Below are 13,815 nucleotides of genomic sequence, written 5' to 3' on the forward strand. Positions count from 1 at the left end.
ATTGAAATTTTAAAATTTTATCCTTTCAAATAAGCTTCTCTTACCTTTTTGAATAAATTCGAAGAATAAACAAATTTAACAACTGCCTCATTTTCGGTTGTAAAGATTTCTTCTTTAGTTCCCTGCCAAGCTTTGAGGCCTTTCTTTAAGAAAACAATATTCTCACCAATCTCCATTACAGAGTTCATATCGTGAGTGTTGATTACCGTTGTAATATTATATTCTTTTGTGATTTCCTGAATTAAGTTGTCAATCAAAGTTGACGTATTCGGATCCAGACCAGAGTTCGGTTCGTCGCAAAATAAATATTTGGGATTGTTTACAATTGCACGCGCAATAGCCACACGTTTTTGCATACCTCCCGAAATTTCAGAAGGAAGCTTTTGATGTGCATCAACTAAATTTACCCTTTCTAAAACAAAATCAACTCTTTCTTTTATTTTAGCACGATTGTCGTTGGTAAACATTCTCAGAGGGAAAGCCACATTTTCAGCCACGGTCATCGAATCGAATAATGCGCTTCCCTGAAAAACCATTCCGATTTCAGTTCGTAATTCTCTTTTTTCATCCGGATCTAAATCAGAATACACACGTCCATCAAACTCAATCGTTCCAGAATCTGGCGCATGAATTCCTAATAAAGTTTTTAATAAAACGGTTTTTCCAGATCCACTTTGTCCAATTATCAGGTTGGTTTTTCCAGTTTCAAAAACGGTCGAAACCCCTTTTAAAACCTTACTGTCGCCAAATGATTTTTCTATGTTTTTTACTTCTATCATTATCCTAATAATAATTGAGTTAGTATATAATTAAAAAGAATAATACAAACAGATGTCCATACAAACGACACCGTACTTGCTTTACCCACTTCAAGTGCACCACCTTTCATGTAATAACCGTGAAAAGATGGAATAGTAGCTAACAACATGGCAAAGATTAAGGTTTTGATAAATGCATAGGTGATATGAAACGGAATAAATTCCATTTGAGCGCCCTGAATAAAGTCCTCACTGGTTGAAAATCCGCCGTAAGCACTTGCAAGCCATCCTCCAAATATTCCCAAAAACATACTGATTCCAATTACAAAAGGGTACATTAATAAAGCTACAATTTTTGGAAAAACAAGATAGTTCAGTGAATTAACCCCCATAACTTCCAAAGCATCAATTTGTTCAGTAACGCGCATGGTGCCTATACTTGATGTTATGTAAGACCCCATTTTTCCAGCCATAATAACCGAAATAAAAGTAGGAGCGAACTCCAAAACCACAGACTGTCGTGTGGCAAATCCAATTAAATATTTTGGAATTAAAGGATTAGTCAAATTTAAGGCAGTCTGAATGGCAACTACTCCGCCGATAAAGAAAGAGATAAAGCAAACGATTCCGAGAGAGTCAATTATTAAATCGTCGATTTCTTTAAAAATCAATTTTTTCATAACAGACCATTTCGTCTGTTTGTTAAAAATTTCTTTCAGCATTAAAAAATATCTTCCTAGTTGAGATAAATAACGAATTAACATCATAGTTTTACAAATATTGGCTAAGGTAAAAAGAAGTTACGAGTTTTGGGTTACGAGTTGCCGTTTTTCAGTGACTTTGGCAATCAAATTAACTTTTGTTTCATTTTTTGAAAACGATACTTTCTTATAAATTTAGCCTGTTCAGGAGTAACCAGTAATGGCGTTTTGTTTTTTTTTGCTTTCCAGAACCCTTTTATATAGTCCAGAAACAGAAATGGTTTTTTCTTCATCATGGCCAGTTTGGCCGAGGCAATTGCGGTGATCCAAAAGCCGTAACCTAAGGTATAAAATGCTTCGCCTTGTTTGTAGCGTGCTATTTTATTGTAATTAGCACCTGTTGGTTTTAGGTGTTTTACGTGTAAGGATTCGTCTGTGATGATTTTCCAGTCATAATATTTACACAACAATTCATCTACGGTGTCCCAGCCCATAGCAGGACGTAAACCTCCAATTTGTTGAAAAGTTTCTTTTCGGTAAGCTTTTAAGGCACCTCGTATATGATCCTTGTCGGTTAAGTTTTCCAGAATCCAGCCTCCGTTTTTTTCGATATAGCAAAATCCCCCTGCCATTCCGACTCTTGGATCAGATTCAAAATGTTTAATAATGGTTTCGAAATAATTAGAAGGAAAAATTAAATCGCCGTCTATTTTTACAATGATATCATAATCAGAATCTAAAGTTTCATAACCTTTTTGAAAAGCCTGAATCACCTTGCTTCCTGGCATATGAATCGCATCTGAGGTTTTATTTACAACAGAAATAAACGGATTTTCTTTTGCAAAGCTTAATACAACTTCTTCTGTTTTATCGGTAGAATTGTCATTGACAACCACCACCTTTGAAGGTAAAACTGTTTGTGTAACAAGAGATTGTAAAGTAAGGCCAATTAAATCCTGTTCGTTATGAGCCGGAATGACGATGTAATATTTCATAATTTTCAATTTAAATTCCAATCTTTTTAAATTCCAAATTCCAATTCAAATAGTTTTAAATTGGAATTTGGAATTTATTTTTTTGGAATTTGCTATTAGGCTTTTTCCGCGTACACAATATAATATCTGTTGGTGAAACTGCGTAAAAAAGGTCGTAATCCAAACTTTTTTACCGGGTTTGTCCATTTTTGTCTGTCGATGATTTTCCAGCCTGTTTTTTCTAAAAGCCAGTCCAGCTGCCAGTCTTCAAATTCGTGGTAGTGTCTGTCCCACATATCAGTTTTGCTTCTGTAAGCAGGAGAAAACCACAGACGCATCGGAATTGAAATTAAAAGTTTGTCTGATTTAATTTCGTTTAAAATAGTAAACGGATTTAGTAAATGTTCGAAAATTTCGAAAGCCGTTACAACATCTGAATTACTGTTTTTTAGTGAATCCTGATTCAGATCTAAATCTTCGCCTGTTGTATTATTCACGGAATATCCCGCCTCTTTCATGATTTTTGAAAACGGATTTTCGACTCCTAAGTCCAGAATAGTTTCAGAGGTTTTGATGTGTTTTTGTAAAAATTCTAAGGTAAGTCTGAATCTTTTATTCGGAAACGTTTTTTCGTACATAGTATGGATTTGAACGAAGCTTGGCCAGTTCTTAATTTTATGATTAGGTCGCAAATATACAAAGATATCTTCTCTTTTTGGTGTTTTTTAGCCCGGATAGAAATGAAAAGCCCACGACTTAAAAAGTGTAGTTTTTGCAGGCTTAAAGAAGCGACTGGAAGAAGCTTTTTTAAGGCAATAAAAACACATTTTTTGAGTGTGGACTTGTAATGGATAGCCGGAATAGCTACTAAAATTTAATATCGGTATACAAATGCATTGACATTCATTCCTGCTCCAACTGAAGCGAAAATGACAACATCACCTTTGTTGATTTCGTGATTTTCAATTTTACCCTGAATTAACAGGTCGTATAAAGTAGGTACGGTTGCAACACTGCTGTTCCCTAAATCATGAATACTCATAGGCATGATGTCTTTGGGAGCTGTTCTGTCGTATAATTTATAAAAGCGGTCGATAATGGCTTCATCCATTTTTTCGTTTGCCTGATGAATAAGGATTTTTTTTACCTCATCGATAGCAATTCCGCTTTTATCCAGACAGTCTTTCATAGCACACGGAACATTGCTCAATGCAAATTCGTAAATTTTACGACCGTACATTTTAATATATTTCACATCAGGATCCAAATCCGGATTGTATGATTTTCCGAAGAAAAGAAAGTTGGCTTCATCATTTGCGAAAGTAGCGTTTTCGTAAGATAATAATCCGGCTTCGTCAGTTGAGGCTTCTAAAATGGAAGCTCCGGCTCCGTCTGAATAAATCATCGAATCCCGGTCATGATCGTCAACGACTCTTGAAAGGGTTTCGGCTCCAATTACCAAAACTCTTTTTGCCATTCCGGATTTGATGAATGCATTGGCCTGCAAAACACCTTCGATCCAGCCAGGGCATCCAAAAAGAATGTCATACGCTACACATTTTGGGTTTTTGATATCCAGTTTATGTTTGACGCGAGTCGCCAGACTCGGAATCATATCTGATTGGATAGTTCCAGATTTCACATCACCAAAATTGTGAGCAAAAATGATATAATCTAAAGTTTCTTTGTCAATATTAGCATTTGCAATTGCTTTTTCGGCTGCAAAAAAAGCTAAGTCTGAGGTTATATGCTGGTCTTCGGCATAACGGCGGTTCTCGATTCCGGTAATGCCTTTGAATTTTCTTATTACTGTTTCGTTAGGATATCCAAAAGGAGTCCCGTCTTCATTTAAAAAAACATGTTTATCAAAATCGGTATTTTTAACTTCTTTTTGCGGAATATAACTTCCGATACCTATAATTTTTATTTTCATTGGATCCTTTTTCCTATAAATTTCAGGGCTAATTTATAAATAAATATATTACTACAGGGATAAAAATTATTATGCACGCATATAATTATGAAATAGTAATTTTTTAAGTAATAAAATGATTATTTTTTAATGATTTTTTAATTTTACAGAGATTTCAAACGATTGAATTGGGTGAAAGAGTTTGAAAAAGTTTCAGGTTTCAAGTTTCAGGTTTTGTATAAAGTATTAGTAAAGGTCTTCGACTCTGCTAAGCTTGACATCTATTAAATTATAGCTTAAACCTAAAAAAAATAAAACCCGGCGCTTTTTAAAACGTGCCGGGTTTGTATAATATTGTGAGAAACTAATTTTTAGTTTTCCATATAAGCTTCAATAGGAGCACAGCTGCAAACTAAGTTTCTGTCACCGTAAGCGTCATCCACACGACGAACTGATGGCCAGAATTTATTTTCAGCAATATAATCCAATGGGTAAGCTGCTTTTTCTCTTGTGTATGGAAAGTCCCAAGTATCAGCAGTTAACATTGCTAAAGTATGCGGTGCATTTTTCAATACGTTGTTTTTATCGTCTGCTGTTGCAGTTTCAATTTCTTTTCTGATGGCAATAAGCGCATCACAGAAACGGTCTAATTCAGCCAAATCTTCAGATTCAGTTGGTTCAATCATAAGTGTTCCTGCCACCGGGAAAGAAACTGTTGGTGCGTGGAAACCGTAATCCATTAAACGTTTTGCGATATCACCCACTTCGATCCCGTTTTCTTTGAATGAACGGCAATCCAGAATCATTTCGTGAGCTGCTCTTCCGCATTCTCCTGTATAAAGAATTGGATAATGTCCTTCGAAACGGGATTTCATATAGTTCGCATTCAAAATTGCGTGTTCAGTAGCACTTTTTAATCCTTCAGCTCCCATCATGGTGATGTATCCGTAAGAAATCAAACAAACCAAAGCTGATCCATAAGGTGCAGATGAAATAGCGGTAATCGCTTGTTCGCCACCAACTTTTAAGATTGGGTTTGTTGGTAAAAACGGAACTAATTTTTCGTTCACACAAATTGGTCCAACACCTGGTCCACCGCCACCGTGAGGAATAGCGAAAGTTTTGTGTAAGTTTAAGTGACAAACGTCAGCGCCAATTGTAGCAGGATTTGTTAATCCAACCTGAGCATTCATGTTTGCACCGTCCATGTAAACCAATCCGCCGTTTTCGTGGATTAATTTTGTAATATCGATGATAGTAGATTCATAAACTCCGTGAGTAGAAGGATACGTTACCATTAAACAAGACAAATCGTCTTTGTGTTCAATTGCTTTTTCTCTTAAATCTTCTACGTCTATATTTCCTTCCGGAGTCGTTTTGGTAACGATAATTTTCATTCCCGCCATAGCTGCAGAAGCCGGATTGGTTCCGTGTGCAGATGATGGAATCAAACATACATTACGATGACCTTCGCCACGAGAAATATGATACGCACGAATAGCCATTAAACCAGCATACTCTCCCTGAGCTCCAGAGTTTGGCTGTAAAGTTGTTCCAGCAAATCCTGTAATTACATTTAATTGCTCTTCTAATTTTTTAAGCATGGTGATATAACCTTCTGCCTGTTCAATAGGTGCAAAAGGGTGAATGCTGTTCCAGTTTGGCATTGATAAAGGCAACATTTCAGAAGCTGCGTTTAATTTCATCGTACAAGAACCTAATGATATCATAGAGTGATTCAATGACAAATCCTTACGCTCTAATTTTTTGATGTAACGCATTAACTGACTTTCTGAATGATAGTTGTTAAATACATCATGAGTTAAGAAAGAAGATGTTCTTTCTAATGAAGCAGGTAATTGACTTGCAGAAGTTAATTCAGATACCGTGAAAGTTTCTTTTCCTAAAGCTTCAGCAAAAATGGCAATAATTTGGTTGATGTCTGAAATTGAAGTCGTTTCGTTTAATGAAATAGAGATCGTATCAGCATCAGCGTAGAAGAAGTTTACTTCGTTTTTCTCTGCCACAGCTTTTACTTTTTGAGCATTTGCTTTTACCAAAATAGTATCAAAGTAAGCTGTGTTAGTTTGGAAAACTCCTAATTTATTTAAAGCTTCAGCAGTTGTAACTGCAGATGCGTGAACTTTGTTTGCAATATATTTTAATCCTTTTGGTCCGTGGTAAACTGCGTACATTCCGGCCATAACCGCCAATAAAACCTGAGCCGTACAGATATTTGAAGTCGCTTTTTCACGTTTAATATGTTGCTCACGAGTTCCTAAAGCCATACGTAAGGCACGGTTTCCATTCACATCGATAGAAACCCCAATGATACGTCCCGGCATAGAGCGTTTGTATTCTTCTTTTGTAGCGAAATAAGCAGCATGAGGTCCGCCATATCCCATTGGTACACCAAAACGTTGTGTTGTTCCTACCACAACAGCAGCTCCCATTTCTCCAGGAGAAGTTAAAGTTGCTAATGATAAGATATCAGCAGCAAAAGCAACTTTGATTTCGTTTTCTTTTGCTTTAGCAACAAAAGCACTGTAATCGTTTACCTGACCATATTTTCCTGGATATTGTAAAATAGCTCCGAAGAATTCATTTGAAAAATCAAATGTTTCATGGTTTCCAACAACTAATTCAATTCCGATTGGAGTTGAACGTGTTTGAAGTACAGATAAAGTTTGTGGTAAGATTTCTTCTGAAACGAAGAATTTGTTTACGTTGTTTTTCTTTTGATCGCGGGTACGAACGTCAAATAATAACGCCATAGCTTCGGCAGCTGCCGTTCCTTCGTCAAGCAAAGATGCGTTGGCAATTTCCATACCTGTCAACTCGATAACCGTAGTCTGAAAATTTAAAATAGCTTCCAAACGACCTTGTGCAATTTCTGCCTGATAAGGTGTGTAAGCAGTATACCAGCCTGGATTTTCAAAGATATTTCTTTGAATTGGTGCCGGTACAATCGTTGGGTGATATCCTAAACCTATATATGATTTGAAAACTTTATTTTTTTTGCCTAATTCCATGATATGAGCTGCATACTCATATTCGGTCATTGCCGGATCAAGGACTAAATCATTTTTTAAACGAATTCCATCTGGAAATGTTTCATAAAGTAATTGGTCCATGTCTGTAACACCAATTGTTTTGAACATGTGTTCAAGGTCATTTTCTCCTGTTCCAATGTGTCTTAAAGCAAAAGCATCTGTTTTCATTTGTAACTATCTAATTTTTTAAAGAGAATGTAATTGCAGGTATATTTTGGATTTAATCGTATTTTATACAGCTTTATTACATTTTATAGTAAATGTGTTGTTTTTTTGTGGCGCAAAATTAAGTATTATTAATAATTTAATGGGTATTTTTAACTTCATTTTTTATGAATTTTTCAACCAATAGGTGGGTTTGTTAACAATTGATTAGATTTGAAGTATGAAACTATTGAAACAGCTATTCGATTTTTACTTAAACAGCAGTATTCACGTGGCTTTGTCCTGTTATGCGCTGGTACGGATTACGTTTCATGTATTTCATATACAGTACGATGAACCCATGGCATTGTTTGTGTTTTTCGGAACAATTGTAGGATATAATTTCGTAAAATATGATGCACTGGTTCGCGTCAAGAAAAATCCAATCGGAACTCAGCTGAAAATTATTGCTGTTTTTAGTTTTATTTCTGTGATTTTAGTGGGCTATTATTTCTTCCATCTGAAACCGATTACCCAAATTGTCTCTGTCGGAATATTTCTCATTACGGCACTTTATACACTTCCCTTTTTTCCGAACCGAAAAAACGCCAGAAACTGGGCTGGTGTAAAAATTTATATTGTGGCGCTTTGCTGGGTCGGCGCTACACTGGTTTTACCTCTAATAAATGCAGAACTTCCTTCTACACTGGATTTTCTCATAAAATGTCTGCAGCGTTTTGTTTTGGTTTTTGTACTGATTTTGGTTTTCGAAATCATTGATTTAGCGAATGACGATCCGCATTTACAGACAGTTCCACAAACTATAGGTGTAAAGCGCACTAAATATTTGGGTTTTTTATTGTTGATTCCGTTTTGGTTTTTGGAGGTTTTTATCTCTACATTTAATTATCATGATGCTATTATTAATCTTATGATGGTTATTATATTAATGCTGTTTATTGCATTTGCAAATCCCAACCGTTCTAAATATTATACTTCTTTCTGGGTCGAAAGCGTGCCAATACTTTGGTGGCTGATGATTGTGTTTTTATAAGTTTTTAAGAATTTTTTACTGCTATTAATTTTTTAATTCTGATGTGTTTCTTTTTTGTTTTCATGACAAAGAATCTTTTTCCTGTGTCATTTTTCAATTTAAATAGAGTTGCCTGATATAGTTTTGATTCAGAAAAATAATAAGCCGGCTATTTTTTTCACTGTTGATTTTTAGTAAACAGGTTTAACAACCTTAATACTGAAACAGCAAACCCAAATTTATTCACTAGCTGTTTCCCTTAGAAATAGCGACTGCGGAAACCGAAAAGCAGCAACAGAGTAGGGAGTATAATTTTAAAAATTAATATCATGGCAATTCAAACAGTAGGAAAATTTAAATTAAATCAACAAGGAGGTTATGTTTGCAGAACAGAGTTTGTTTATTTGGACTCAAATGGTCAATTACAAAGTTCATCGCAGACAAGTAATGAACTTTTAGGGCAGTCTTACACAACAGACCCTGGAACTTTAGGTGTACCGGACGGTTCAGTTCTTTGGATGAAGATATGGGTTATGGCAGGACATGACAACCAGGCTCAACAAGCATTTATGTATCAGTCAGGAAATTCTGCGATAGCAGAATATACTTGCTCAGGAACTACCCTTGCTAATCATTTGGCTTTGGATGGTGTACACTAATCTTCGCTTTTTTATTCATAAAAACCACTAACCACACCGTTAGTGGTTTTTTTATTTTTCCTAAAACCACAGATTATTTCTTATACCATTCTTTGACCATTTTCGTGTCAAGAAATTCTCGTCTGATGACATTTTGATGTTAAAATCTATAAAACTGATATAGTTTTGGTATAGATAATAAAAGGTTACTTATTTGATAATCTTATAGGTATAGATAAAAGTGGAGCAGATCCCACAAAAAAAAACGGGGCGGTTCTGAAAAGCCTTACGAGTAAGAGATAAATATAAATTAAAAAGTTATGGCAGATTTATTAGCAGGTGCTTATTTAGCAAAAGGCACAATCGGAAATGTGGGAACACCAGGTGCTCCAGTTGCAACATTTAGTTTGGTAGTGGTACCATCACAGCATTCTGTAACAGGAACAGTGGTAATTACTCAGGCAGTAAACGGTCCTGATAGTCATATCGTTGTTCAGGTAAAAGGAAGAATTTATTCTACAGGAATTGGTAACTATACTCAGGTAGTGAGTTTGCAAGGACAATATGTACAGTCTTTCCCTCCTCCGGCGATTGGTTCTTTCCTGGCAGATTTTAATGCTCATTTGGCTATCGATAATGAGTGGAACGGCAAAGGTGGATTCTCTTACTACCAGCACCAAATAGAAAATGTACCAGTTGCAGCGGCAAAAAATCTAAAAGAACAATTGGCATAAATTTACTTTCCTGAATAATAATTTTATTTAACGATAGGAAAAAAAATGATGACCAATTGATTTTTACTTTAAAGGTCGCCTGCTTTTGGCGATCTTTTTATTTTTTGACCTGGAATTCTTTATAAGACAAAAAAATGAAAAAAAAATACTTAATTATAGGGTTATTATCTGCAATAACAGGCGCAGGAGCTTACTATTTTTATGACCAAAACAGGGCTGAAGAAAATGGAGGCACGGCTAAGTATGCCAGTCTTTCATCAGACGCATGTGATTGCGAGACTAACTGGTTTCCACATGATCAGACACCTGCGCCAAAAGAAGGAGATGGAAGTCCTTTTGATAATGAGAGCACCACAAATTGTGATTTTCACCAATGGTCATGGCAAAAATTCTTGTGGCTTACAAAAACTTTACCAAGCGGAAATCCGTTGTTTCTGGATTCTCTGAACATCGTTTCTCCTGAGATGGAAAATGTTGCTCCTCAGCTGGGATTAAAATTAGCCCTAAGCTCTATTAAACAGGCAGGACCTGAAGGAATTTTAGTTTCTAATCTTAAGTATAACAATGTTGCTGATACGGTATATTATTCTATTCACATCAATAATTTATTTAAGGACAAGGCTGTCGAAATGGCTAACCTTATTCATAGCGGAAAATTGCCTTACTCAAATTTAGAAACATTTCCTGTAGGCGCACTTGAACTAAAAGTATCATGGATTGGTATAGATGCAATTCCAAAAGAAAAACAAGCAGACTATTTTACTACGAAAGCAGCTGTTCAGAACAAAAAAGGGCAGTATGTGGCAAAAACAGTTGCTTTATTAGGCATGCATGTTGTTGGGGTTGTGAAAAATCATCCTGAATTTATCTGGGCAACTTTTGAACATAAAGAACTCGCTCCGGTTTACGACCTGAAAAATAATTCGGTAACTTCTGCAAATGAAATGATGTTTTATGAAAAAGGGACAACGTCGGGGATACAAAGTATTAAATGGAAAAATGGTCAGCCTTTAGCTCCAAACAAAGCCTTTATACTTTATGAATACGGAATTCCAAAAGATTTAGGCACGGGTTCTTATATGTCGACAAGTCAGGCTGAACCAGCTAACTTTAACAATATCAACAACATTAATAAATGTGTGGCATCCAGCCTGAAGGATGTTTTCAGAAATTATTTTTATAATGGATCTATCTGGCTGAACTTTGACGGTGTATCTCCCGAAAATCAGGCTAAGGCTATTGTAACAAGAAATATCTCCAGCGCATTGCCTGATTCGCTGGCAAGAGGTTCTGTTAATCTGGCCAATATCACAATGGAAACTTATACACAAACCTTTAGTAAAGATATACACGATATTAATAATACGAATTTAGTAAGCTGTTTTACCTGTCATCAATCCAGTAATTTTGATAAGACAGCCGGAGGAAAATCTCCTCTGTATCTAAGTCATGTTTTCGAGTCTTATTTGTACACCACAAAGCCGCAGCCAAGTGCTAAAAATGCCAATAATACTAAACTGAAACGTATTGAAGAAACAAAAACGTTGAAATTAAAACAGTTTGAAGAGTTTGTTCGTGCTAAACAATAATAACGGCTAACAGATTATACTTTTTTGGGGGAAAGTTAATCCGTTTTGTGGATATTAAAGTTGTTGTATTAAAATGTAATTATCGATTTTCACTTATTTTTTTCAGGATTTCATTTCTCATTAAAAGAAAGCGGGTCAGGTGATTTTTTAAAAACAAAGCATCGAATAATTTTCCGATAATGCCAAACGGAGTCTCATATTGCAGTTGATCTGTCATTATGGTAACTCCGTTTATTTCTTTAAAAAAATGTTCATGTTTAAAACTTTTGAATTTTCCTTCTTCCATTTCATCCACAAAATAATCGTAGAAATTCATTGCTGTAATTCGGCTTTTATGAGTCAGGTAAAATCCGAAATGTTTGCCTCGCCAGGTTACCGTTTCATTTAAATTGATTAAGCCTGATGTTACACCGGCAATTGCTTTTTCCTTTGAAGGAGCTGCAGATTGCTGATGAATATCTATATTTCTTGAGACATCAAAAACAGTTTTTAATGAAGCGTTTATTGCTGTTTTGAGGTTTATAGTTGTCATAATTGAGTAGATAATTTAAAATCTGGCTTAAAAAATAATCCTATAATAATGGTAGATATTGAATATGATATTGCAATATCAAACCAAAGTGTTCCACTAATGAGAGCTGTAGTTATCCAAATTCCAATTACTACTGTCATGATAAAGAACATTTTAACGTAAAGAGTTTTTATGTTTTTATCTTGAATAAGGACAAAGATTAAACTAAAGAGGATATATGTTGGTATTGAAAATGCAAACCCCATAATTAGCATAACTGGATACAATTCTAAGAAACCAAAAATGTTATGATGGCTGAGATTTGATAAGGCGTTTTTTATAATAAAAATTATAGGACCAAGTAATAATGTCAAAATCCAATGTCCTCCTATATATATCCAATTCATTTTTGTAATAGATTTTTAAAAGCTTCATCCATACTTCCAAATTTAAATTCAAAACCATTCTCTAAAAGTCGTTTAGGAATCACATTTCGACTTTTCAAAACCAACTCAGGCTGTGTACGAATAATAAATGATCCAATTTCTAACAAGAACGTATTCAACGGAATTCCAAAAGGAAAACCAACCGCTTTTCGAAGTTTCTGCATGAAGTCAACATTTCGAATGGGTTCCGGAGAAACGACATTAATAACGCCTGTGATTTCTTTCTGAATAATAAAATCAATAGCATTGGCGAAATCTTCTTCGTGAATCCAGCTCACAAACTGATTTCCTTTTCCCTGTGTTCCTCCAAAACCAAATTTTGCCAAAGTCTTTAACGGAATAAAAGCTCCTCCGTTTTTTCCTAAAACAATAGAAGTTCGCAAAGCTGTTTTTAAAGTATTTGGTGTTTCTGTTTTAAAAAAAGCTTTTTCCCATGAAAGAGCTACGTTTATAGAAAAGTCATTTCCGATTTCACCATTAGTTTCATCCATTTCTTTGTCTAATGAAAAACGATATATTGTAGATGTTGAAGAATTCAACCAGTGTTTCGGCGGATTTTGGCAATTTAAAACTGCTTTGTTGAGGATTTTGGTACTTTGAATACGGGATAATAAAATCTCTTTTTTATTCTTTTGAGTGTAACGGCAATCCACCGATTTTCCGGCAAGATTGATTAATACCGTTGCGTTTTCTAACTCCTTTTCCCAGCCAGAAAAGGTTTTTGCATTCCAGTTTACATATTTGATTCCGTCAATTGTTTTTGAGTTTGCTCTGGTTAGAATTACGATTTCTTCGAATTGATCTTTGAAATGATTTATAAGAACCTGTCCTAAAAAACCGGTACCCGCTGCTATAATGAGTTTTTTCATATTTTGATATTTTTAAACCTGACAGATTTTTTTAAACCTATCAGGTTTAGTTACAAATTAAGCTTTAAAAACCAGTCTTTCTTCTTCCTGAGCTTCTTTCGCTTTTCTTTTTCCTCTAAAAAAGAAATACAAATTAAAGAATAACATAATACCCAAATAAATAGAAAATCCGCCTATTTTGTAGCTTAATCTTTCAATCAGTTCTTGATAGCTGTTTTCGCTGATATTCATTTGAAGAATCATAAGGGCAAAACCAATATTTAAAAGATAAAAACCGGTTTCAAAAAGTCTGTTCGTTGCGTCAGCTATATCTTCTCTTCCTTTAAATATATCCAGCATAAATATTTTACCGTTTTTGAAAAGCGTTTTTGAAACATAATAAGTAAGAAATAATGCAATTGGTAAATAAATACTGTAACCGATTAAAATTTTTGTAGTTTCCATGACATTTGA

14 protein-coding genes are annotated in these 13,815 nt (G+C 34.9%); 4 read left to right on the forward strand and 10 right to left on the reverse strand.

The window, feature by feature from the left end; genetic code table 11:
* Positions 1-17: 17 nt before the first annotated feature.
* The 6 genes from AAEO57_RS01940 to gcvP form a co-directional block, all read right to left on the reverse strand.
* The gene (locus AAEO57_RS01940) at positions 18-779 is read right to left on the reverse strand and encodes an ABC transporter ATP-binding protein (RefSeq protein ID WP_341688993.1); all 762 of its coding nucleotides are present in this window, start codon (positions 777-779) and stop codon (positions 18-20) included.
* Complete coding sequence (locus AAEO57_RS01945; protein ID WP_341688995.1) at positions 779-1,525, reverse strand: MlaE family ABC transporter permease; 747 nt, start codon at positions 1,523-1,525, stop codon at positions 779-781. The genes AAEO57_RS01940 and AAEO57_RS01945 overlap by 1 nt, the downstream gene beginning before the upstream one ends.
* 80 nt (positions 1,526-1,605) lie before the next feature.
* Positions 1,606-2,454, reverse strand: coding sequence for a glycosyltransferase family 2 protein (locus AAEO57_RS01950; RefSeq protein WP_341688997.1), 849 nt, complete (start codon positions 2,452-2,454; stop codon positions 1,606-1,608).
* A 95-nt stretch (positions 2,455-2,549) separates the two neighbouring features.
* Positions 2,550-3,071, reverse strand: a complete 522-nt coding sequence (locus AAEO57_RS01955) for a methyltransferase (RefSeq protein ID WP_341688999.1) — start codon at positions 3,069-3,071, stop codon at positions 2,550-2,552.
* A 236-nt stretch (positions 3,072-3,307) separates the two neighbouring features.
* A complete protein-coding gene (locus tag AAEO57_RS01960; protein ID WP_341689001.1) occupies positions 3,308-4,366 on the reverse strand; it encodes a 3-oxoacyl-ACP synthase III family protein in 1,059 nt (352 codons plus the stop codon).
* A gap of 350 nt (positions 4,367-4,716) precedes the next feature.
* Positions 4,717-7,566 (reverse strand): aminomethyl-transferring glycine dehydrogenase, encoded by a 2,850-nt coding sequence (gene gcvP, locus AAEO57_RS01965; protein WP_341689003.1) that lies wholly within the window; start codon positions 7,564-7,566, stop codon positions 4,717-4,719.
* 217 nt (positions 7,567-7,783) lie between these two features.
* Here gcvP and AAEO57_RS01970 point away from each other — a divergent pair, with 217 nt between their 5' ends.
* From AAEO57_RS01970 to AAEO57_RS01985, 4 genes are all read left to right on the forward strand, one after another.
* Positions 7,784-8,596: a UbiA prenyltransferase family protein gene (locus AAEO57_RS01970; protein ID WP_341689005.1), complete on the forward strand. Its 813-nt coding sequence runs from the start codon at positions 7,784-7,786 to the stop codon at positions 8,594-8,596.
* A gap of 308 nt (positions 8,597-8,904) precedes the next feature.
* On the forward strand, positions 8,905-9,234 hold the full coding sequence (locus AAEO57_RS01975; protein WP_341689008.1) for a hypothetical protein: 330 nt from the start codon (positions 8,905-8,907) through the stop codon (positions 9,232-9,234).
* Between the two features lie 299 nt (positions 9,235-9,533).
* Positions 9,534-9,947, forward strand: a complete 414-nt coding sequence (locus tag AAEO57_RS01980; RefSeq protein WP_341689010.1) for a DUF1842 domain-containing protein — start codon at positions 9,534-9,536, stop codon at positions 9,945-9,947.
* Between the two features lie 134 nt (positions 9,948-10,081).
* A complete protein-coding gene (locus AAEO57_RS01985; protein WP_341689012.1) occupies positions 10,082-11,536 on the forward strand; it encodes a hypothetical protein in 1,455 nt (484 codons plus the stop codon).
* A 79-nt stretch (positions 11,537-11,615) separates the two neighbouring features.
* Here AAEO57_RS01985 and AAEO57_RS01990 read toward each other — a convergent pair whose 3' ends face one another.
* Genes AAEO57_RS01990 through AAEO57_RS02005 form a run of 4 tightly spaced genes read right to left on the reverse strand, consistent with a single transcriptional unit; the run spans position 11,616 to position 13,806 of the window.
* Complete coding sequence (locus tag AAEO57_RS01990; protein WP_341689014.1) at positions 11,616-12,068, reverse strand: SRPBCC family protein; 453 nt, start codon at positions 12,066-12,068, stop codon at positions 11,616-11,618.
* Entirely contained in the window at positions 12,065-12,454 is a 390-nt protein-coding gene (locus AAEO57_RS01995) for a hypothetical protein (protein WP_341689016.1), read from the reverse strand. Before AAEO57_RS01995 ends, AAEO57_RS01990 begins: the two co-directional genes overlap by 4 nt.
* Positions 12,451-13,362: a TIGR01777 family oxidoreductase gene (locus AAEO57_RS02000; protein ID WP_341689018.1), complete on the reverse strand. Its 912-nt coding sequence runs from the start codon at positions 13,360-13,362 to the stop codon at positions 12,451-12,453. The genes AAEO57_RS01995 and AAEO57_RS02000 overlap by 4 nt, the downstream gene beginning before the upstream one ends.
* A 57-nt stretch (positions 13,363-13,419) precedes the next feature.
* Positions 13,420-13,806, reverse strand: a complete 387-nt coding sequence (locus AAEO57_RS02005; RefSeq protein ID WP_330911263.1) for a hypothetical protein — start codon at positions 13,804-13,806, stop codon at positions 13,420-13,422.
* Between the last annotated feature and the right edge of the window lie 9 nt (positions 13,807-13,815).

Origin of the sequence: Flavobacterium calami (genome assembly GCF_038290035.1) — a bacterium.
Lineage (GTDB): Bacteria > Bacteroidota > Bacteroidia > Flavobacteriales > Flavobacteriaceae > Flavobacterium > Flavobacterium calami.